General features: G+C 35.9%; 17 protein-coding genes. 12 read left to right on the forward strand and 5 right to left on the reverse strand.

Translation table 11 applies throughout. The features are described from left to right. Positions 1-34: 34 nt before the first annotated feature. The 3 genes from ALLST_RS0105380 to ALLST_RS10190 all read right to left on the reverse strand — a co-directional run bounded on the left by ALLST_RS0105380 (position 35) and on the right by ALLST_RS10190 (position 3,140). Positions 35-1,525, reverse strand: coding sequence for a patatin-like phospholipase family protein (locus ALLST_RS0105380; protein ID WP_169336052.1), 1,491 nt, complete (start codon positions 1,523-1,525; stop codon positions 35-37). A 50-nt stretch (positions 1,526-1,575) separates the two neighbouring features. After that, positions 1,576-2,136: a hypothetical protein gene (locus ALLST_RS0105385; RefSeq protein WP_019893067.1), complete on the reverse strand. Its 561-nt coding sequence runs from the start codon at positions 2,134-2,136 to the stop codon at positions 1,576-1,578. A 101-nt stretch (positions 2,137-2,237) separates the two neighbouring features. Continuing rightward, entirely contained in the window at positions 2,238-3,140 is a 903-nt protein-coding gene (locus ALLST_RS10190; protein ID WP_019893069.1) for an RluA family pseudouridine synthase, read from the reverse strand. Positions 3,141-3,465: 325 nt separating this feature from the next. Between ALLST_RS10190 and ALLST_RS0105395 the strand changes: the two genes are divergently transcribed. After that, complete coding sequence (locus ALLST_RS0105395; protein ID WP_019893070.1) at positions 3,466-5,001, forward strand: 4Fe-4S dicluster domain-containing protein; 1,536 nt, start codon at positions 3,466-3,468, stop codon at positions 4,999-5,001. A 393-nt stretch (positions 5,002-5,394) separates the two neighbouring features. Here ALLST_RS0105395 and ALLST_RS0105405 read toward each other — a convergent pair whose 3' ends face one another. Continuing rightward, positions 5,395-5,868, reverse strand: coding sequence for a hypothetical protein (locus ALLST_RS0105405; RefSeq protein WP_169336053.1), 474 nt, complete (start codon positions 5,866-5,868; stop codon positions 5,395-5,397). 1,956 nt (positions 5,869-7,824) lie between these two features. On the opposite strand from ALLST_RS0105405, the gene ALLST_RS0105415 reads away from it, so the two are divergent. Then, a complete protein-coding gene (locus tag ALLST_RS0105415) occupies positions 7,825-8,055 on the forward strand; it encodes a hypothetical protein (protein ID WP_019893074.1) in 231 nt (76 codons plus the stop codon). A gap of 272 nt (positions 8,056-8,327) precedes the next feature. Here the strand turns inward: ALLST_RS0105415 and ALLST_RS0105420 are convergent, their stop codons facing one another. After that, positions 8,328-9,419: a hypothetical protein gene (locus tag ALLST_RS0105420; RefSeq protein WP_156816569.1), complete on the reverse strand. Its 1,092-nt coding sequence runs from the start codon at positions 9,417-9,419 to the stop codon at positions 8,328-8,330. A 995-nt stretch (positions 9,420-10,414) separates the two neighbouring features. On the opposite strand from ALLST_RS0105420, the gene ALLST_RS0105425 reads away from it, so the two are divergent. From ALLST_RS0105425 to ALLST_RS10205, 10 genes are all read left to right on the forward strand, one after another. Next, the gene (locus tag ALLST_RS0105425) at positions 10,415-11,194 is read left to right on the forward strand and encodes an ABC transporter permease (RefSeq protein WP_019893076.1); all 780 of its coding nucleotides are present in this window, start codon (positions 10,415-10,417) and stop codon (positions 11,192-11,194) included. Between the two features lie 14 nt (positions 11,195-11,208). Continuing rightward, positions 11,209-13,923, forward strand: coding sequence for a glycosyltransferase family 2 protein (locus tag ALLST_RS10195; RefSeq protein ID WP_019893077.1), 2,715 nt, complete (start codon positions 11,209-11,211; stop codon positions 13,921-13,923). 3 nt (positions 13,924-13,926) lie between these two features. Beyond that, on the forward strand, positions 13,927-15,090 hold the full coding sequence (locus ALLST_RS0105435; RefSeq protein ID WP_019893079.1) for an ABC transporter ATP-binding protein: 1,164 nt from the start codon (positions 13,927-13,929) through the stop codon (positions 15,088-15,090). 1 nt (position 15,091) lies between these two features. Further along, complete coding sequence (locus tag ALLST_RS0105440) at positions 15,092-16,117, forward strand: glycosyltransferase family 2 protein (RefSeq protein WP_019893080.1); 1,026 nt, start codon at positions 15,092-15,094, stop codon at positions 16,115-16,117. Between the two features lie 127 nt (positions 16,118-16,244). Further along, on the forward strand, positions 16,245-18,200 hold the full coding sequence (locus tag ALLST_RS0105445) for an NAD(+) synthase (protein ID WP_019893082.1): 1,956 nt from the start codon (positions 16,245-16,247) through the stop codon (positions 18,198-18,200). A gap of 91 nt (positions 18,201-18,291) precedes the next feature. Beyond that, positions 18,292-18,798: a ferritin gene (locus tag ALLST_RS0105450; RefSeq protein WP_019893083.1), complete on the forward strand. Its 507-nt coding sequence runs from the start codon at positions 18,292-18,294 to the stop codon at positions 18,796-18,798. A 132-nt stretch (positions 18,799-18,930) separates the two neighbouring features. Beyond that, positions 18,931-19,380: an N-acetyltransferase gene (locus ALLST_RS0105455; RefSeq protein WP_019893084.1), complete on the forward strand. Its 450-nt coding sequence runs from the start codon at positions 18,931-18,933 to the stop codon at positions 19,378-19,380. A gap of 197 nt (positions 19,381-19,577) precedes the next feature. Continuing rightward, entirely contained in the window at positions 19,578-19,772 is a 195-nt protein-coding gene (locus tag ALLST_RS0105460) for a hypothetical protein (RefSeq protein ID WP_019893085.1), read from the forward strand. Positions 19,773-19,889: 117 nt separating this feature from the next. Next, positions 19,890-20,174, forward strand: a complete 285-nt coding sequence (locus ALLST_RS11690) for a PF20097 family protein (RefSeq protein WP_281166757.1) — start codon at positions 19,890-19,892, stop codon at positions 20,172-20,174. A gap of 218 nt (positions 20,175-20,392) precedes the next feature. Then, positions 20,393-20,672: IS110 family transposase (locus ALLST_RS10205; protein ID WP_033399749.1), on the forward strand; the 280-nt coding region annotated here is incomplete at its 3' end.

Below are 20,672 nucleotides of genomic sequence, written 5' to 3' on the forward strand. Positions count from 1 at the left end.
AAAATCCATTCACATAAAAAAGGGCCTTATCACTTTAAGGCTCTTTTTTCTCATCATTTTGTTGTTCATTATTCTTTGATTGTGCTTTATTGAACATCTTTTCGATTTTTCCTAACTGTTCTAAATAGATGTTCTCGATTATTTTCCATCGATCTTCTGTCTGTTCATTGTCTTTATGTTCTATTTTTGTTGTAACTTTAGTTACTTCACTTAATCGATGACGGTGATCCAGTTTTTGCAAAAAGTTCCAAGCCCAGGCAAGAACGATTTCATTTGGATAAATAGAGGCAAATGCTTGTAGTTTGCTTCTTGCTTCATATTCCCCATCACGACGCATAATCCATTGAAATAGACAGACGGCATTGATGCGACTGATATTTCTTTTGGAAAGTTGGTTGATCATTTCACCAATTTCATCTTGTGAAAGTTCATTTTCGTTTAATCGATCAAATAATTGTGCTAAAAAAGCAAACACATCCCACTCTTTATAGGCATCGATTTCGAATAGGTAAGCAAGCAATTCGACAAGTAATCCATATGATGCCCTTTCAAATAGTGTATCGGAAAGATCTGACTTTGAATTACCCACAGTTGCACGCGCAATACGATCGAGTCGTTCAAAATCAATATCGATCCCTTCTACTGCAAAACAAAATTGCAAATATCCGCTTAATAAATCCAATACACTTTGTTGCAAAAGAGCAAACGTGTAAATTGCCCCAGCCCGTTTTTGAAACAGTTTAAGTGTTTCAAAATAACCAACTTGCAGATTTTTCATACCCGAAGTCGCAGTAAAATCTAAAAAGTTCATCAAAGGTAAAATGGGCTTCATCATAAACACATCCAGTTTTGGATCGACACTTCGAACAACACCGGGTCCTTCTACATCAATTGCAAAAATATGGGAACAATTAAAGTCAGCTACTAAATCAATCGGGACGTTATCTGCATAACCTCCATCAATATATTGTTCGCCATTCATTTCTAAAACCGGAAATGCGGGATAACAAGAAGCAGACGCAATCAAGATATCTTTGGCATTTTCGAAATGCATATCTGCTTTTTGATAAGCAACTGGTTTTAATGTCGTAATATTAAATGTCATACACGCAAAATCGATAGGTGATTGTTTGAACGCTTGATGATCATACAATGAGTCAATCTTTGTTTTTAATGGTGAAATATCCATGCCTGATCTTGAAAAAATATACTTTTGTAAAAATGATCCAATTTCTTTGCGGTTTTTAATCCAAGTGCTGAGTGTTTCAGGAAAAGCAAATAAGTCTTTGGCGATCGCAACAGGTTCTAAATGTTCAACAAAATCAAGCATCAAATCCAAACGGTTTTGAACATAAAACGCTCCAACTAACGCACCAATGGATGTTCCCGATACCGCATCAAAATAAATTTCATTTTCATTTATCGCTTTCCAAAAACCGATTTCATAACAACCACGGGCTCCGCCCCCACCTAAAGCGAGTCCTTTGCGAATATCATCTTGTTTGATCCAATCTAAACTTTTCATGATTTTCCCCTTGTTTCCCATCATAAGCGTTCTCTAAACCATCTTTACCATCAAAAGGTCAGTGTGATCATCCAAACGGTATTGATCACTAAAGCACTTATGAATGGAATATAGGTTTTATGGGTGCATATTGCATCTAGTAACCCCATTATACTGGATGTGATTAATAAAAGGAGCAATCGCCAAAAGCCTAACACCCCACCAATCACAATTATATAAATCCAATCCGCCAAACCTAACCAATGAAAATAAACAGCAATCCCCATCATTCCTGCATATGCACAAGCCATAAGGCGCGAACAAAATTCAACCGGACAATAAGGGATGAATAAAATTGCGATCAATAGTAAGCAGAGCCATCGCAAAGAAAAATATTGAGTTGTCCAATCTTGATAGAACGCCAATACGCAACTAATCAAGATCATTAACGATAAAGTGTGTGGCCAAAACGAATATCGAAAGATCATTCCACTGATCAACACCCATAAAATTAAAAGACCATTAGAAAGTGGCTTAAATGTTTTGTAGATCTTGATTTGTTGAACTCCATAATAGATATGGATTGTCACTAAGACGAAAATAAAAACAATACTCGAAAAAAAATGATCCATACGTTTAGCGTACAGATCATGAATGACAAAATATTCAATGTATTATCGAATCAAAATGGTAAAGTCTATCTATTTTCACAATGCTAAAGTTCAAATCTCATCTATTGATTGAACTCAAGATGGATTTGTTTCGATTTAGGAATTTCAACAACGTTTGCTTGATGAAACGGCGTATCATTTAAATCAATTTTATAAGCTTGTAAATAATATCCTTTTTTATTCGGCGTTCCTTTATATTTTAAATCACCCCAAAGTGGCGTATGCAAATAAGCTAGGCAAGCGCGAATTTGATGAAAACGTCCTGTCATCAATTCAATTTGTGATAAATATAAGCCATCTTTTTGTTGAAGCGTTTTAACTTTCATTTTCGCTAGATCGTATTGATCTTTTGGCCGATCACTGACAAGAGCCCTAGTCCCCTCTTTTTTAAGATAAAGTTCAATCAAACCTTGTTTTGGATATTGATCGGTAATTGCTAGATAGTATTTATGAACTTGATTTTGCGCAATTGCCAAACTTAAATCTCGCGCAGCTTGGGCAGTTTTCCCCGCCAAAACAAGTCCAGAAGTATTGCGATCTAAACGATGAGCAATCGAAGGAGTGAATGATTGTTCAACATTCGGATCATATCTTTTATTGGCAACCAACCATGATAGCAAACGATCATTTAATGTATCTTGTTCTGTAGCCTGGTCTTTCATCGACAAAAGGCCTGCCGGCTTATTCATCACCACAATTTGATCGTCTTCATAAATGACATCAAGCTTTTTGGCTGGCTGGATCTTCTTTGTTTCTTTCTCTAATAAATCAGGTGGTAAAAACAAAAGCAAAACATCGCCTTCAACAAGCTTTTGGTCGTACTGCGCCCGTTTACGATTGACTTTTATTTTCTTATTACGAATCGCTTTATACATCGCACTCGTTTTCAAATTGGGATAGGCTTTTAATAAAAATTTATCTAGACGCTGATTGGCATCATTTTTAGAAATGATCACTTCTTGCATATTCTTATCCTCTTTATCCTTTAAATTATTTCAACTTTTATTGAGCTTAATCGATCTTTTGATATTGAGCAAGCTATAGAAATGATGTTGCTATAGATCTGTAAATGAATAAAGATCTATCATTTTCGAATCTATCCACTAAACCAAAGAAACTGATTTGTAATCGGTTCCAGTCATGCTCATACAACACTTTCGGAATCTATTTTGTGATTTTTTACACATATGTCATCAATATTCACTTGTTTTTGTATATTATTCATATTCTTAAAGCAAGAAATATGAATTGTTTGATAGAGTATAGATAAGAATTGAGAGGAGAAAAACAATGAGAGGAGTATACAACTCAGTAACCGATATTCGTCGTAAAGTCTTTGCGGCAATTGCCGAAATGGCTTATGAAGAAGATGTAAATTATACAGAAAGATTAGAATCCATCCCTTACGAAATTATCGAAGGTAAACAAGCAAAATACCGTGATTCCATTTTCTTAGAACGTGCAATTATTGGTGAACGTTTACGTTTAGGAATGGGGCTTCCTGTTCGTGATATCACAACAGCAGGTGCGATTAGTGATGGTGTCGAAGAAAGTATTATTGCCGAAAAATTCTATGATCAACCATTGATTAATATTATTTCTTTTGCATGCCACGCATGCCCAGAAAAGAAAGTTATGGTTACCGATGGATGCCAAGGATGCCTTTCTCACCAATGTGTAGAAGTTTGTCCTAAAAAAGCAGTCTCTATCGTGAATGGTCGTTCTGAAATCAATCAAGACCTTTGTATTAAATGTGGTAAATGCCAAGATGTATGTCCATACAACGCAATCATCAAAATCGAACGTCCATGTGCTGCAAGCTGTGGTATGAACGCCATCACAAGTGACGAAGATGGAAAAGCAAAAATCAACTACGATAAATGCGTATCTTGTGGTCAATGTTTAGTAAACTGCCCATTTGGTGCAATTGTTGACAAAGGTCAAATTTTCCAAACGATTTATGCGATGCGCGAACATGAAGTTATCGCTGCCGTTGCTCCTGCCTTCATTGGTCAATTCGGAGCGAATGTAACTCCAGAACAAGTCATTGGTGGCTTAAAAGAATTAGGTTTCGCCGATGTTGTGGAAGTTGCGATCGGTGCTGACTTATGTACGATTGAAGAAGCAGAAGACTTCTTAAAGAAAGTTCCAGAAGAACTCGACTTCATGGCAACATCTTGCTGCCCAGCTTGGTCTGTTCTTGCGAAAAAAGAATTCCCACAATTCAAAGACAACATCTCCATGGCTTTAACACCAATGGTTTTAACAGCTCGTATGATCAAAAAAGATCATCCAAACGCAAAAGTTTGCTTCATCGGTCCATGCGCTGCTAAAAAACTGGAAGCAAGCCGTCGTTCCATTCGTTCAGATGTCGACTTCGTTTTAACATTCGAAGAAGTAATGGGTATGTTCAGTGCTAAAAAAATCGACTTACCAACAATCACATGCGAAGAAACATTCGATAAAGCAACTGCTGCTGGACGTGAATTCGCAGTTTCCGGTGGTGTTGCTAAAGCGGTTAAAACTTTAATCGAAAAAGAACACCCAGGTACAGTTGTTAAAGTTCAAGCGGCTGAAGGCTTAAAGAACTGCCGTACAATGTTATTAATGGCAAAAGCAGGACGCTTAAATGGTTACCTACTTGAAGGTATGGCTTGCCCTGGCGGATGCGTTGCTGGTGCAGGTACACTTGCTCCAATCGCAAAATCTTCTGCTGCTGTTAAGAAATATTCAAAAGACAGTGCAATGGTTACTGCAGACGAATCCGAATTCAACGATCTCGTACATCCAATCTCTCATATGTACGATGCTCCAGAAGAAGAATAATCAAATCTGCTCACGATCACAAAAACTTTTATTTCAACAAACATATTGAATGATAAGGACACTAGAAATAGTGTCCTTTTTTAGAATTCAGCAGAATATTTTGATTGACTAGACAAAAAAATCCCTTTTAGTGACGACTCGATGGAATTATTTCGAGTATCAACTAAAAGGGAACTTATCATTCGTTTTCTTTATTTTGTCGACTTTGTTTTATATCATCCAGTAAAAGCTTTGCCTTATATATCAAAATAAAAGGACCTAATATTGTAAAAAGAATGTGAATTATGTCCGGTGAATAATTATCCGTCACTATTTGTATCACCTGTCTTATATATGCTATTAAAACAACAACAAACCAGAAAATATGAGATTTTTTCATCAATATCAATCCCATTAATACGCTTGATAACTTGTCCGCCAATATGCATAAGGTGGTTCATTACATTGTTGAGAATGTGGAGGAAAAGGACATGGTTTCTTTACGATGTCTCGTATTACTTTGAATCTTTTTCGAGTTCCTACTGCAATCAAATTATCTATAACTTGCTTAGAAATTTCTCCACATACATCTACTCCAGATACCCCTTGGATCAATTCACACCCTGATATTACATCTCCAGCTGCATCCATAAATTTAAAAAGCCAAACTAAAGCTTCCCATAAAATGCTTCTTTTGTTCTCATTATAATTTTCTAACATTTCAGCTTCTTCTTTTGTTGGTGATGTTAAAACCACAAATTCAGTTTTAGATTCAACTATAGTAACAGAGGTTGTTCCATTACCATTAAATTGCACAAACACATTATCATCATTACGAGAAATATTATATTCATTTTCTATGAAATTTATAAATGCTTCGTCTGTCATAGTACCTTTAGTTCTTGGTGGTGGACAAGCGGTAATTTTGGTATTCGTGCTATCTAATTTATTTTCTTGAGCAAATACGGAAATACCAGAAGATACAATACAAGTTGATAAACATGTTAGAAAAACGGCGATTTTCTTTTGTAAAGACTTCATATATAATACGCGAATGATTAATTAGTTCATCCGTCTCCTTTCAAAGAAATTATAACAAAATGAAAACGCTAACACAAACATTTTTACATTCATAATTCCATTTTGTTTCGATCATATTGTAGGTCACCTTTAAGTTCATTTAAATTTTATAATTCTCCACTTTCAAATTGATCATAAATATGTTTAGCAAAGAACATCTCCTTCAAAAAAATCCTATCCATCCAAATTTGGGTATGAGATTACTCTTCGACAAAAATTAGATTTCTATTAGGACGAAACTTTAACTAGGCAATCAATCTAAAAACACTAGACTTCGAATAACAGTTTATTCACTTCACTGACAAGCTCATGTTTGAAGAAAGCTTGTTTAAGTTACCAGCAAAGATTTGAACTGTATCAAAACGGAAGAGAAAATGCACTATGTGATGATGGTTTTGTGATAATAGCTGATAAAAAACAATATAAAATTCAAAATTCAGCCAAATACATCTATCTATACATGCTTTACAAAAATAAAAACAAGAAAAATTCACGTAGTGTATAAAAATAATCAGAATCGTTAAAGCCCATTTTTATCTTTTCTCCATAATGTTAGTATCCGTTTCTTTCTTCATTCGCATTGGCTGATCATCGAATGAAGGGATAAAAAAGGGGCTGTAACGAACGCCTAGGATTTTGAGAAAATTTGCAAAATTCTGCGCTCTACAGCCCCTTTTCTAAGATTTGATTCAATGCTATTGAATCTGCATGGATCTACAATTAAAAATAGGCGGATCCTTTTGAATTTGACCTTTCTTTTCGCAAGTTCAATTCAATCGTTTCTCGCCTTGTATTTTGTTTTAAATAAAGAATAAATCCACATGTAAACCTAGAATTTTTCTAAAAAAATAAGCCATCTAATTTGATGAATTGCAGCGATTAAAGTATATAATCAATTTCTCTTTAACTTAATTTTAAGTTAATAAAACTTTTAGATTATGCATATACTTATTAATATGCAAACATCGAGAAAAATGTTAATGTTTATACATAGATAGCGCTGTCATTGTTTTATATCAGTTTTAAGAGTAGAAAGGAGGCATACCCAATTAAAAATTCATTCTTAAAACTATTGTTATCATCTTCTTTGATAGTAGGATCTACTATCACAAGTTTTAATAGCACACCTATTAAAGCTGCTAGTTTTTTTGAACCTGTAGTTACAGCATGTGATTACAGCATTGCACCAATTCCTAAGAAAGGTGACGTCATTCTTCTTGAGGATCTTTCTTATACCGAACCTCAACCAGCTAATTCGATCGCTAGAAGCCCTTCTAGAGTTAATGTAAATCAAACGTATGTGATCGAATTCAGGATGTCGGCGGTAGTTGTGTATCAAGCGCGAAAGTGAATATTAGTGGATATTACTATTATGATGGAGGAACTGCTTCTGTCAGTGATATTCATCTTTCCGCTCGTGTAACATATGTTCCAGCTCTTTGAACTTGTGAAATTACCAATCAGTGGGCTACTCCAAACATGTCGAAATTAACTTACACAATTAATTATCATTCATATGTTAATGATCCATATAGTTGCTTAGTTGATGGCGGTTATTGGTACAGTGGTGCTAATTTCTCGATTAGATAGTCTTGCTGGGTGATGTATTCTAATATAGAGGAAATTGTTTTAACTGGTTCTTTACCTAACTAGTTTTATAAATATTTTATAACAGTAATTTTATTTAAAAACATTTTATTCTAAGATCTAAATGTTAAAATTTTATTGTAAAAGATCATTCAAATCATGATCAGGAGGCTGCATATGCAAAAGAAAAACAATCTGCTTAACGGACTGTTGCTCGTTTTGATTTTTGTTGTAGTAGCAGTCATGTTGTACTTATCCTTGACCGGTAAGGTTGAGATGTCAACTGGCATTGTAATTATGATTGTTAGCGTAGTAGCCATTGCAGTAGTACTTTATTTGTTGAACGCAAAGAATAGTGCTTATGGTGGTCGCTTCAAACATAATTATCCAGACGCAAAAAATAATTAAAGCAACCGTCTTAAACAAGCGATGATTGATGTTGATCATCAATCATCAAAAAAGCACCTCTCGTTAGGTGCTTTTTCTATGCTTAGACTAAAAGTACAATTTGATTCTATAAAAAATGGAAAATCGTCTAGATTTATCTATTCATCATGCTGATTACTAAAGAATTGTATAAACAGAAAAGATTCTCCCCGATTCAATGAAGAGAATCTAAATAGAGAATGAATTTGAATGATCGCTTACGAAATAAAAATAATTCTTGTAAGAGTATAAAACTATTTAATATTCACTAAATAGAATATCGGTCTTGCTCCTTTTCCTTCTGGATCATCGTCAAATCCTAAAAATAATGCTCTTTGCTCGTCTATCGGATAGATATAGAAATAGCGATTTGGCTCGAGGCCAGGAATTTTTCTAACTACCAATCCCTGATTGTTTAACGTACCTTTCCATACTCCCTCTTCTTTTGGATGATGGAACAAAATCGATTGATCGATCGCTGTTACATCCGCAATATTTCCGAGCTGTTTAAAAGAAGAATGGACTGGATAAACTTCTTTTGTCGATAATGAAATTGCAACATATTCATTATCGGTATTTGCATTGCCATCATTGCCATTTACAACAACTGGTGTTTTCCGATCGGAATAAGCGACAAAAATATCGTCTTCTAATAATAAGCTTTCATATATGACATGATTTGGCTGTTCTACAATTTCATAGCCGTTAGCATCTACGAGTACATACACGTTCTTTTCATCTTTAGTCGAAGTAAAAAGAACTTTTGAACGATTCGAAGATAAATTCGGCGACGGAAATAAATGACCTAAACCATCTTGACCCGATTGTACTAAAGTCGTGATGGAATGATCGGGATTGATTCGGCAAACGACATCCGTCTTTTGTCCTTCAATTGATGCTACCCCTTCAAACAACAAATGATCATCAACAACAAAAAATTGTGGTTCGCTAAAGCCAGTCCAAATTTCTATGTCATCCGCAAGGATTCTAAAACGAATGGAAGGATCTTGAAGATCTGTAATTGCCTCATAAAGAACTCCGTTGAATTCGATAAAATCAGAAACTCTTACTTTACTTTGTGGATATCCCTTTATAAGAGTAAGATTTCCGTTATTTAAATCTAATTTGTATTCACGAGCTGTATACGATATTGAATTCGTTCCGCGGCCTCTAACAGAAAAATAGAAATGATTATTGTAGACAGTGGCACCCCCTGGAGCAACGTTTTCCCATAAGCCCTCAAACTCATTTTTAATTAATTCCCCATTAGTTTCTAACAAAATAACGTTTTGATCTTTCTCACTTTCTGTTGATGAGGTTTGCGAAGATGCTTCGGTTGTAGACAAATGTGACTATTGGGATAACGAAGAAGAATTTGGATTGGTTGAACAAGCGAAAAGTACACTGCTTGCTATGAATACACTAAGTCGTTTTAAATGTTTTTTCATTTTAGTTCACCTCTTTTCTGATTCATTCATTTTTTATGTTTCTAATTAACTTGAACATGTATTCAAGTTGAAGAAAAGTCATGGTCATCACGTCCTTATCGATATTTTTTGTCGATCTTTCATATTGAATAAAAATTTATGAACGAATCACCCGAAAAACTTGAATACAAATAGAGATTGAAATCATTATGATGATTTAATGCTCTTGTTTGGGTGAACATTCGAATTAAAGTTGATTTAGACTGTAGGTCTTCCCTCTTGCTTGATCATGAAAAATGATGGTTGGTATTATGATTAAAAGTGATGATACAAGCTTTATCTATCGACAAAAGATATCTTTTCTATTTTGATTTTAACAAGTGATATATTCGTTTTCAATTAGTTTATAAATTATTCATAATTTGCAAAAAAGCACTCATAACTGTTTTGATTTTTTAACTTGTGTCTTTGACGATTAAGCTTTTCGTATTCTTTTTATTCATCGTCTTGAGGATTATTTGAATCGTTCAACAAGTTGATCCCAACTTTAACTCCCTCATAAATCAATAAAAGCATTTAGGTTCATTTTTAAACATGTTAGACTGGTTAAATAGCGCGTTCATGCAATGCAGCAAGAGCAATTGAAGGTTTTGTGAGTTGAGCAGACCTGATTCTCAAACTTGATAGCGCTTTGTTGTCCATTTAATTCGCTTTGCATGTCCTTGCTATCATTCTTTTGTGTTTGTTTTCCATATCTATTTGTGATTCCTGGAAAACTTCTTTTATAATGTAAGTTGGCAAAACTGAATTTTGAATTTCAATGATTAGATTTACTCCCTTTATTGAAATCAAATATTGTTGTTCAACAACAAATCTCACTTGCTAGTGATTGCATACATTTTTGGAGGTATTCAATGCAAACTCTACGAGAATTCTATGAATATCGTGAGCTTTTAAAAACCAATGTTCGTAAAGACATACGCGGTCGTTATAAAGGTTCAATTCTGGGTATGTTATGGTCATTCATCAACCCATTACTTCAGGTATTCGTTTACTACCTTGTATTCCCTTATTTAATGCGCGGATCCATGGAAAACTTTCTTGTTTTCTTAATTACAGCCTTTTTCCCATGGAACTTCTTTTTAGCGAGCATCAATGGCGCGACTGGTTGTATTAAAGCCAATGCAGGTATTATCAAAAAAGTCTATTTCCCACGAAAGATTTTAATTTTATCTCAGGTGATCTCGAATTTGATTAACTTCTTCTTCGCGGTACCAATTATTTTAATCTTTGTAGTTATTTTCCAAATCCCACTCACTTGGAATTTAATCTTCCTTCCTTTAATTGCGGTTGTTGAAGCTTTATTGTGCTATGGCTGCGGATTGATTTTGTCCGCAATTAACGTTTATGTTCAAGACGTTGAAAACTTAGTTCAATTCTTCTTGAACTTATTATTCTATGGCACACCAATCATCTACTCATTGGATATGTTCCCATCTGGAAGCATGTTATATTTCTTAGTTTCACATAACCCAATGACATTATTGATGAACTGTTACCGTAACGTCATGATGTACGGCACAATGCCAGAATGGGGTTCATTAGCTGTTCTGCTTCTTATCTCATTTGTATTAATTATGATGGGTAACTGGGTATTTGATAAACTGCAAAAAGGTTTTGCGGAAGAACTATAGAACTGGAGATCATTATGAAAACAGACATTTCCCGATTCCAAGTGGATCGAATTGAAATCATTGACCATCCCGATCACTCTTTCCATGTTTTAGCATGGGGGAGTGCAGTAGACCCCACTTCAAAAGAGGATCACTTTAAAACAAAGGTCAATTTCAAAGAAGTCCCTTGCCGAATCCGTCGTATGGAAAATGCATCGATAGATCCGCAACCCGGCGCTCGTCCGGGTTATGTTTTGCGTATGGACTTCACTGCTCCTATGCAATCTGACAAACTGCAACGAATTGAAATTGCGTATAACGACTTTGCGCCGATCATTTTTGAACCGGAATCCCTCGCTCCTTTCTATAACATGAGCGGTTGTGATTTTTCCGTTGATTTATGTGAACTACGCTATAAAAAATTGCTCATTGGTGGATGGTTCGTTACGCCTTCTTTAGAAGATTTAACATTTGAAGTATTCGATGCCAACGACAAAAAAATCGAAAATGCGCGAATTACAATGACAAAACGTTTAGACGTTCGTCGCTTCTATTTTGTCCTTGGTGAAACAATTTGCGGATTTAATATCAGCATTCCTCAAGGTGAACAAGTTGCAACGCCTGTTTATTTAAAAGTATCCAATTCAAAAGATACTTGGATTATTCATACTGATCCAACTAAACAGCTTGTCCCTGTTCCCCACGATCCAATCAAACCAACTACGAGCTACACATATAATCTTTTAAAAGAAAAAATTGCTCGTCGAACTCGATACTATGCAACACGTTTAACGGGAAAACGACCAACTCCGCCACGTCTTGCAGCCAATTTACCTGTTGACTTTATGCAACAACAACTCGCAAAAGAACGTGCTGAAAATAATCTTGATCCAATCGATGAAAAAGAAAAACAAACAAATATTGTAGCTGAAGAAGTCGAAGCAGATTTCAATGATCGCTACAACGTTTGGTTTAGAGCCCATCGCACAAGTGCTGATGAACTAGCTAAACAACGTCAAGAAACATTTGAATATCAACCTTTAATTTCATTAATTGTTGCTGCGTTCAATACTCCTCTTGATTTGCTTGAAAAAACAATTGGATCAGTCAAAGAACAAACCTATCCAAATTGGCAATTATGTATTGCCGATGGTTCAACAAATGACCAAGTCGAAACTTGGTTAAAAAACAACCCAGATCCAAGAATTTCTTGGTGTCGTTTAAATGAAAATAAAGGTATTGCCGGCAACATGAATGCTGCTGTTGATCTAGCAAAAGGTGAAATCATTGCCTTATATGATCATGACGACTTCCTTGAACCAGATTGCTTATATCAAGTAGTCAAAGCATTTAACGAAGACGATTATCAATACGTATATACAGACGAAGACAAATATGAAGATTCCACTGGACGTTATGTCGGGCCGAACTTCAAGCCTGACTACTCCCCTGCTCTTTTACAATCCACCAACTATATTTGCCACTTCTTAGCAATGAAACGGGAGATTTACGATTTAGCAGGAGGAACACTTCGTTCTGAATTTGATGGAGCGCAAGACTTTGATTTAATGTTGCGTCTCGATGATGTTTGTGATCCAAACAAAATCAAACATATTCCAAAGATTTTGTATCACTGGCGTATGCATGATGGATCAACTGCATTAGATGCGGATAGTAAGACTTGGGCTTATGATGCTGGTGAACGCGCCTTAATGGATTGGACTGAACGTAATCATACCCGCGGTCATTTAATCAACACCGAAACTCCAGGTCATTACCATATGCGTTTCGATGTTCCTCAACAACCATTGATCTCGATCATCATCCCAAACAAAGATCATGCCGATGATTTAACTTATTGCATTCAGTCTATTGAGAATTTATCTCGCTATCGCAATTTTGAAATCATTATTGTTGAAAACAATTCCGAATTTGCTTCAACCAAAACAAAATACAAACAACTTCAAGCACAATATTCAAATGTCAAGGTTGTTGTTTGGGATAAGCCATTTAACTACTCAGCGATCAACAACTATGGAGTAACCTTTGCCAAAGGTGAATATTTATTATTCTTAAATAACGATACTGAAGCTTTTGACCATTTATTACTTGAAGAATTATTAGGTCAATGCGTTCAAAAAAATGTCGGTGCTGTTGGCGCAAAACTCTACTATGAAGATGGTACATTCCAACACAACGGTGTCATCATCGGTCATTCCGGCGTTGCCGGTCACGCATTATGTGGGCAAAGCGATGTCAACACCAACTATCGTGTCCGCACTGTCCATAACGTTTCTTGTGTTACAGCCGCTTGTATGATGGTGCCTAAAAAAGTCTTTGATGAAGTTCAAGGCTTCAATGAAGATTTACCAGTTGCATATAACGACGTCGATTTCTGCTTACGAATTCGTGATCATGGCTATTGGATTGTGCAAAACCCATATGCCCAAATGTATCACTATGAATCAAGAACACGTGGTTTCGAAGATTCACCTGAAAAGAAAAAACGTTTTGAAGACGATGTTCGCAAAATGTATCAATACTGGCCAGATGTTTTACGTACACCTGATCCGTTCTATAACATCAATCTCGACATTACAAATGGTACATATCAATTACGTCAAGACGATGAATTCAACCCCTATATTAACCCGCTCTTTTTAGGCGATGCTTACTATACGGCAGGAACAATTCGTCCTGAAAAACCAACTGAACAACAACTGGCAAGACTTAAACAAAGGGAGGGTTAATCGATGGATCCAAATCATGCTATTGAAATCCGGAACATGAGCAAAACCTTCAAGACTTATAAAGATAAACAAAAAACGCTCAAAGAACGACTCACTCGTCGTCGTGGTGAAGTTCAAGAAAATACAGTCTTGAAAAATATCAACCTCGATATCAACAAAGGAGAAACAGTTGCTTTAATCGGAACCAATGGTTCTGGTAAATCCACACTCCTTAAACTCATGACGCGTATCCTGTATCCAAATGAAGGAACAGTCGAAACAAACGGAAAAGTCACTAGTTTATTAGAGCTAGGGGCTGGCTTCCACCCTGACTTTACAGGACGTGAAAACATTTATTTTAATGCCGCTATTTTTGGCTTAACTCGTGAAGAAATCGATAAACGTATCGATGACATTATTGAATTCTCAGAACTTGGTTCTTTTATCGATGAACCTGTCCGCACATACTCTTCTGGTATGTATATGCGTTTAGCCTTCTCAGTAGCGATCAACGTCGATGCAGAAATTTTATTGATTGACGAAATCCTTGCTGTTGGTGACCAACACTTCCAAAACAAGTGCTTTGATAAACTCGAACAACTGCGTGACTCAGATAAAACAATCGTCATTGTCTCTCACACTTTAGGCATGATGAAAATTCTTTGTACAAGAGCTGTATGGATCTACAAAGGAACACTACGTTTAGATGGTGACCCAACTTACGTCATTTCTAAATATCTCGAACAATCCGCAATCGACAATAAAGAAGAAGTGAAAAAGGCAAAAGAAGAAAAAATTGAAGATTTAACTCCTCGTGGTTGCATCTTCTTAGATCAACCTTCTAACTTCGAAGTACTTGATTCACAAGTCAACTTACATTTAATTGGTTGGGCTGTTTCAAACTCATTAGATGAACAAATCGAAGTTTTAATTGACGATCAGCCTCTTGATGATATCGCTCGTTCTGTTCGTACAGATGTTTACGATGCTTACTCTGAAGACTATGCTGGTTTCCTCGATGAAAATAAAATTGGATTTGAAAAGATCGTTGCTGCTTGGGATTTAACTCCAGGAACACACCGTATTGAAGTCATTTTGCGTGATGGAGTGACTCGACGTCAAATCGACCATAAAACAATCCGTGTTCGTCTTGAAGGTGAACAAGCTATTCAACCAAAGGAGGACTAGAATGCCTGAAGCGTTCAATCCAAAATTAAGTGTTGTCCTTGCTGCTTATAATGGGGCTAACTATTTAGCAGAACAACTCGATTCCATTGCCAATCAAACTCATCCTGTCGATGAGATTTTAGTTCGTGATGACTGTTCAACAGATGACTCGAAACAAGTGATTCAAAACTGGATCAATACCCATCCAAATGTTCCAGCCCGTTTAATCGAAGCAGATCAAAACCTCGGTTATATTGGTAACTTTGCTTGTTTATTAGAACAAGCAAGTGGGGATTATATTTTCTTAAGCGATCAAGATGATCGTTGGCATCTAGATAAAGTCGAAAAACTTTTAGCTGCGGCCAAAGAAAAACCAAACGCAAAACTCATTGCCTCTTCATTTGAATTTATGAATCAAGAAGGCGAAATTTATCAAGTCCCACTCAATGACGGCTGGTCTAACCAAAACTTAATTCCATGGCAAGTTGAAAATCCTAATGGAATTAATGTCGTCACAAAAGATCAAATGTTGCTGCATAACTACTTCCAAGGTTGTGCAATGATGATCACTAAAGAACTTGCCCAAGACTACACAAAGCGACACGACTTTGCTTTAGCTCACGACTGGTTTTTAGCTTTATTAGCTTCTAGTTATGATGCCCTTTACTACCTCGATGAGCCTTTGTTTGATTATCGAATTCATAACTCAAACGTCACGGGTTTACCACAAGCAAAAGCCGATTCTAAATTGTTGCGTTTACGTCGCCATTTCAACCGTTATTACCGCATCTCCGTAATTGCCGATATGGAACGTGTTTACTCCACGATTCAACGCGCCATCCCCGAATTAGATGGTCAAGAAATTCAAGAACGACTTGAATTCTGTCGCGCTTATTTAAAAGCAATCGATTCAAAAAGCGTTAAGGAATATCGCAAAATTAAAGAACTACCTGGCTTTAGTCGTTGCATCTCTCTACCTGAATATGAATTAGGCGAGCTATATGTTAAACTTTCGCGATTTGTTAAAATGCCAGACAAACGCATCTAACTTATTGATTCAAAATCCGCTGACTTGATGTTTGCGGATTTTTTATCTTTTGCCAAAAATTCGATATAATCAAACACGAAACAAAACGAATTCGGTTTTGAAATTAGAACTAGAAAGTGAGAATAATATGAAGCCTTATTCTTATTTTGAAGTGAGTGCTCTAACACCATCTGTAGCAATTGGCAATCCGATGGCCAATGCGCAAGCCATTTTAGAGCTCACCCGAAAATTATCCAAAAACGTCCGACTTGTTGTGACGCCAGAACTCTCTTTAACCGGTTATACTTGTCAAGATTTATTCTATGAATCATTACTCCAACAAAAAGCTTTAAAAGCCTTAGAGTATTTAACTCGCAATCTTGATTCCCATTTATCTTGCTTTGTCGGTTTACCCCTACAAATTGGCAATCATTTGTATAACTGTGCTGCCTTTATTAGTCATAACGAAGTATTAGGTGTGTATGCCAAAACATATTTACCAAACTATAACGAATACTATGAGCCACGTTGGTTTACCTCATCGATGTATTTACCAGATAATGCCCATATCCAATTCATGGACAAATCCATTCCAGTTAGCGATAAAATCGTTTTTGAAGATCAAACGACTGGAGCAGTGGTCGCTGCGGAAATCTGCGAAGACTTATGGGTTTCGATTCCAGTCAGCAGTCACCATGCGGCAGCAGGAGCAAACATCCTTTGTAACTTATCGGCATCTAATGAAGTCATCGCAAAAGAAGAATATCGAAAAAACATCGTGATCGATCAATCAGCCCGTAACCTAGCTGGATATATTTATGCTTGTGCAGGACCAGATGAAAGTTCGAGTGATTTAGTTTTTGGTGGTCAAGATTTAATTGCTGAGAACGGCAAACTTTTAGCCTCCAGTAGCTTATTGAATCCTCAAGAGATCATTACTGCCCAAATTGATTTAGAGATTTTAAAAAACGATCGTCTCAAATACAAAACCTCGTTTGAAAACTTTGAAGAAGGATATTTAAGAATTCCTTTTACCTCAAAACCAATTGTAAAATCTGAATTTGAACTCACACGCCATGTGGATGCTTATCCTTTCGTACCTGCTAATTTAGACAATCGAATTGCTCGATGCCAACATATTTTAGCCATACAAGCCCGAGGCCTAGCGACGCGATTATCCAAAATTAACTGTTCTAAAGTCGTGATCGGAATTTCCGGTGGCTTAGATTCCACTTTAGCCCTTCTTGTTTGTGCAAAAGCGTTTAAACTGTTAAACCTGGACTCTAAAGGAATCATCGCCATTACTATGCCAGGCTTTGGCACAACAAAACGTACGAAATCTAATGCCCAAAAGTTAATGGACTTACTCGAAGTCACTTCTTTGGAAATTCCAATTGGCCCGGCTGTTCTGCAACACTTTGCTGATATCGATCAAGATCCAAATACGCACGATATTACTTATGAAAACTCCCAAGCTCGTGAACGTACACAAATCTTGATGGATGTCGCAAACAAAAATAACGCTCTTGTCATTGGCACTGGAGATTTAAGTGAACTTGCCTTAGGTTGGTGTACCTACAATGGTGATCACATGTCGATGTATGCCGTCAATGTCTCTGTCCCAAAAACTTTAGTTCGCTTTATCGTTGAATCTGATGCCCTGCTCGCAAAACAAAAAGAAAATCAGCCTTTACATGATGTCTTAATCGATATTTGCGAAACACCAGTTTCTCCTGAACTTTTACCACCAGATCCAAATGGAAAAATTGCACAAAAAACAGAAGAAGTATTAGGTAGCTATGATCTACATGACTTCTTTCTCTATCACATGTTGCGCTATCATGAATCTCCACAAAAGATTTTTGATCTAGCACGAATTGCTTTTAAAGACGTCGATACACAAACCATTCTCAAAGCTTTACGAACATTCTATTGGCGTTTCTTTAGTCAACAATTCAAACGCAATGTCATGCCGGATGGCGTAAAAGTAGGATCGATTAACTTCTCGCCTCGTGGCGATTGGCGCATGCCATCAGATGCTTCTAGTCAAATGTGGCTGAAGGAAGTCGATGAATTAGAAAAGGAATTTGGCTTAAAAAAATAGTATAATGAATCCAGACTGAAGATCTTGTTGCGCCGTTAAACAAAATCCAAATGTCCAAAACAAACGAAATATTTATCGGAGGAAAAATCAAATGAACGAAAAAGTATCTGCTCTTTTAAATGATCAAATCAATAAAGAATTCTATTCTGCTTATTTATATTTAGATTTATCCAACTACTATTCTTCTATCGGTTTAGATGGCTTTGCGAACTGGTACGATGTACAAGCTCAAGAAGAAATGAGCCATGCTAAAATGATGTACAAATATCTTCATGACAATGGTGTGCGCCCTGAATTTGCAGCAATCGCTAAACCAGATAAAGAAATCAACGACATCAAAGATCCAGTAAGAATCGGCTTAGAACACGAAAAATATGTTACAAGCTTAATCCACAACATCTATGCAGCTGCAGCTGAAGCAAATGACTATTTAACAATGGAATTCATGCACTACTTCGTTAAAGAACAAGGTGAAGAAGAAAAAAATGCAAATGATTTAGTCAACAAAATGGAACTTTATGGTTCTGATCCACGTTCCCTCTACTTATTAGACCAGGAACTTGCTGCACGTGTATTCGTTGCACCAACAATTGCTTAATCGTCGCTACTTTCCTATTGAAATAAAAAAACTTCAAATCCAATTGGTGATTCATCCATTTGCGATTTGAAGTTTTTTGTTTTGAGCGATCGATCTTTTACAATGGATGTTATATAACAATAAGGAGTATTTATGATTCGTAAAATGAATAAAGAAGATTTAGATTCAGTAATGCAACTTTGGCTAAAAGGAAATTTATTCGCTCATTCTTTTGTTGATCCTCATTATTGGTATACAAATTTACCTATTGTAAGCCAACAAATCTTACAAGCAGAAGTCTATGTTTATAAACAAAATCAAACGATTTTAGGATTTATTGGCTTAGTAAATGACTATATTGCTGGACTTTTTGTAGATCAACAATTTCAATCACAAGGAATTGGCAAAGCACTTATCCATTATATACAACAACATCATTCTGCTTTGACTCTCCATGTTTTTGCGCAAAATGAGCGGGCTTATCAATTTTATTGCCGCCAAGGATTTTCTGTGGTCGAACAAAACATAGATCCACAAACCAATTTGCTCGAATATTCGATGCAATGGAAAACAAAAAATACGGTTTTTCTTTCTTGCCATTAAATCATTAATCCAAAATAAACAACTTGAGTGAATCAAGAAATGACTATATTATTCTATTTTTCCTTAAATAATGAGAACCCTTAAAAACCTTTGAATCATTTTTGAAGTTGTATCTGCTTCGCTTATTAGAGTTATCAAAGAAAACAGGATATATAATAATTAATGAACATTCACTCATTTTAAGGGGGTAATTTGAAATGGAACCTAAAAAAACTTCTCAAAATAAAAACAACTGGAATATATTTTTCTTCTGGGGGTTTCTTGCTTTAGAATTATATTGGGTTCCTTCTTTGCTTTGTGAGTTTACAACACTCAAATTGCTACAAGTTATTGTTTATGCATGCGTAATCATCAAATCTGGAATCGAAATTATAAAATCCAAACCCCAATAAACTTCTCTCTTTTCAAGATTCGATCAAAACAAATGATTCAAAATTAAAATCTATAATGACTACCTAATCTCTTCTATTTAACTTTAAAGGTGCGACAAAAAATAAAGGTAATTTATGATGAAAAAGATCTGTCCATATTGCTTACAAGAAATGGAAACGGGATACATATACAATGGTAAAGAAGATATTGTTTGGACTCCAGAAAACTCTAATCCTAGCTGGTTTATTAATTTTCCACACAAAGATCAAGTGATGTTGTCTAGATCCTTATTCGGTATGAATAAATTCAAAGTCTATCGTTGTCCTACATGTAAAGTTCAAATCATATTTGAAAATGAGTTAGACACACCAAAAAAAATAACCATACAGTCGGGCTCTACCACTCCTGATGTAACCGAGTGAATTTGATCACTCGGTCTTTTTTCTCTTGCTATACTGAAATTAGCGGAAGAGATCGTTGCTTTTTTGAGATTTGATCTCGCAAAAAAAATTGATAGAAGATCTTCTGTATGCACCACTGACTGTTTCGAAACAGAACGAATAATTCGCCCTGCTCGAGAACGTAGAAAAAAATATTAATTCGCAGAAGATCGGCCGCTTTTCTATTTTTGGAGGTAATTATGGAAAGACTATATGCGGTTTGTTGTGGTATCGATGTTCACAAAAAGATTTTGGTTGCTTGTTTGAGAACGAAACAATCTACTGAAATTCGTTCTTTTGGTGCATCAACTCAAGATCTTCTTGATCTTGTGGATTGGTTAACAGCCAATCAATGCGAAGCTGTAGCGATGGAAAGTACAGCTTCATATTGGAAGCCTGTTTTTAATATTCTTGAAGGCTATGATTTAAACCCAATGGTTGTCAATGCTCAACACATGAAACAAGTTCCTGGACGAAAAA

It is taken from the genome of Allobaculum stercoricanis DSM 13633 (assembly GCF_000384195.1).
GTDB classification, from domain to species: domain Bacteria; phylum Bacillota_I; class Bacilli_A; order Erysipelotrichales; family Erysipelotrichaceae; genus Allobaculum; species Allobaculum stercoricanis.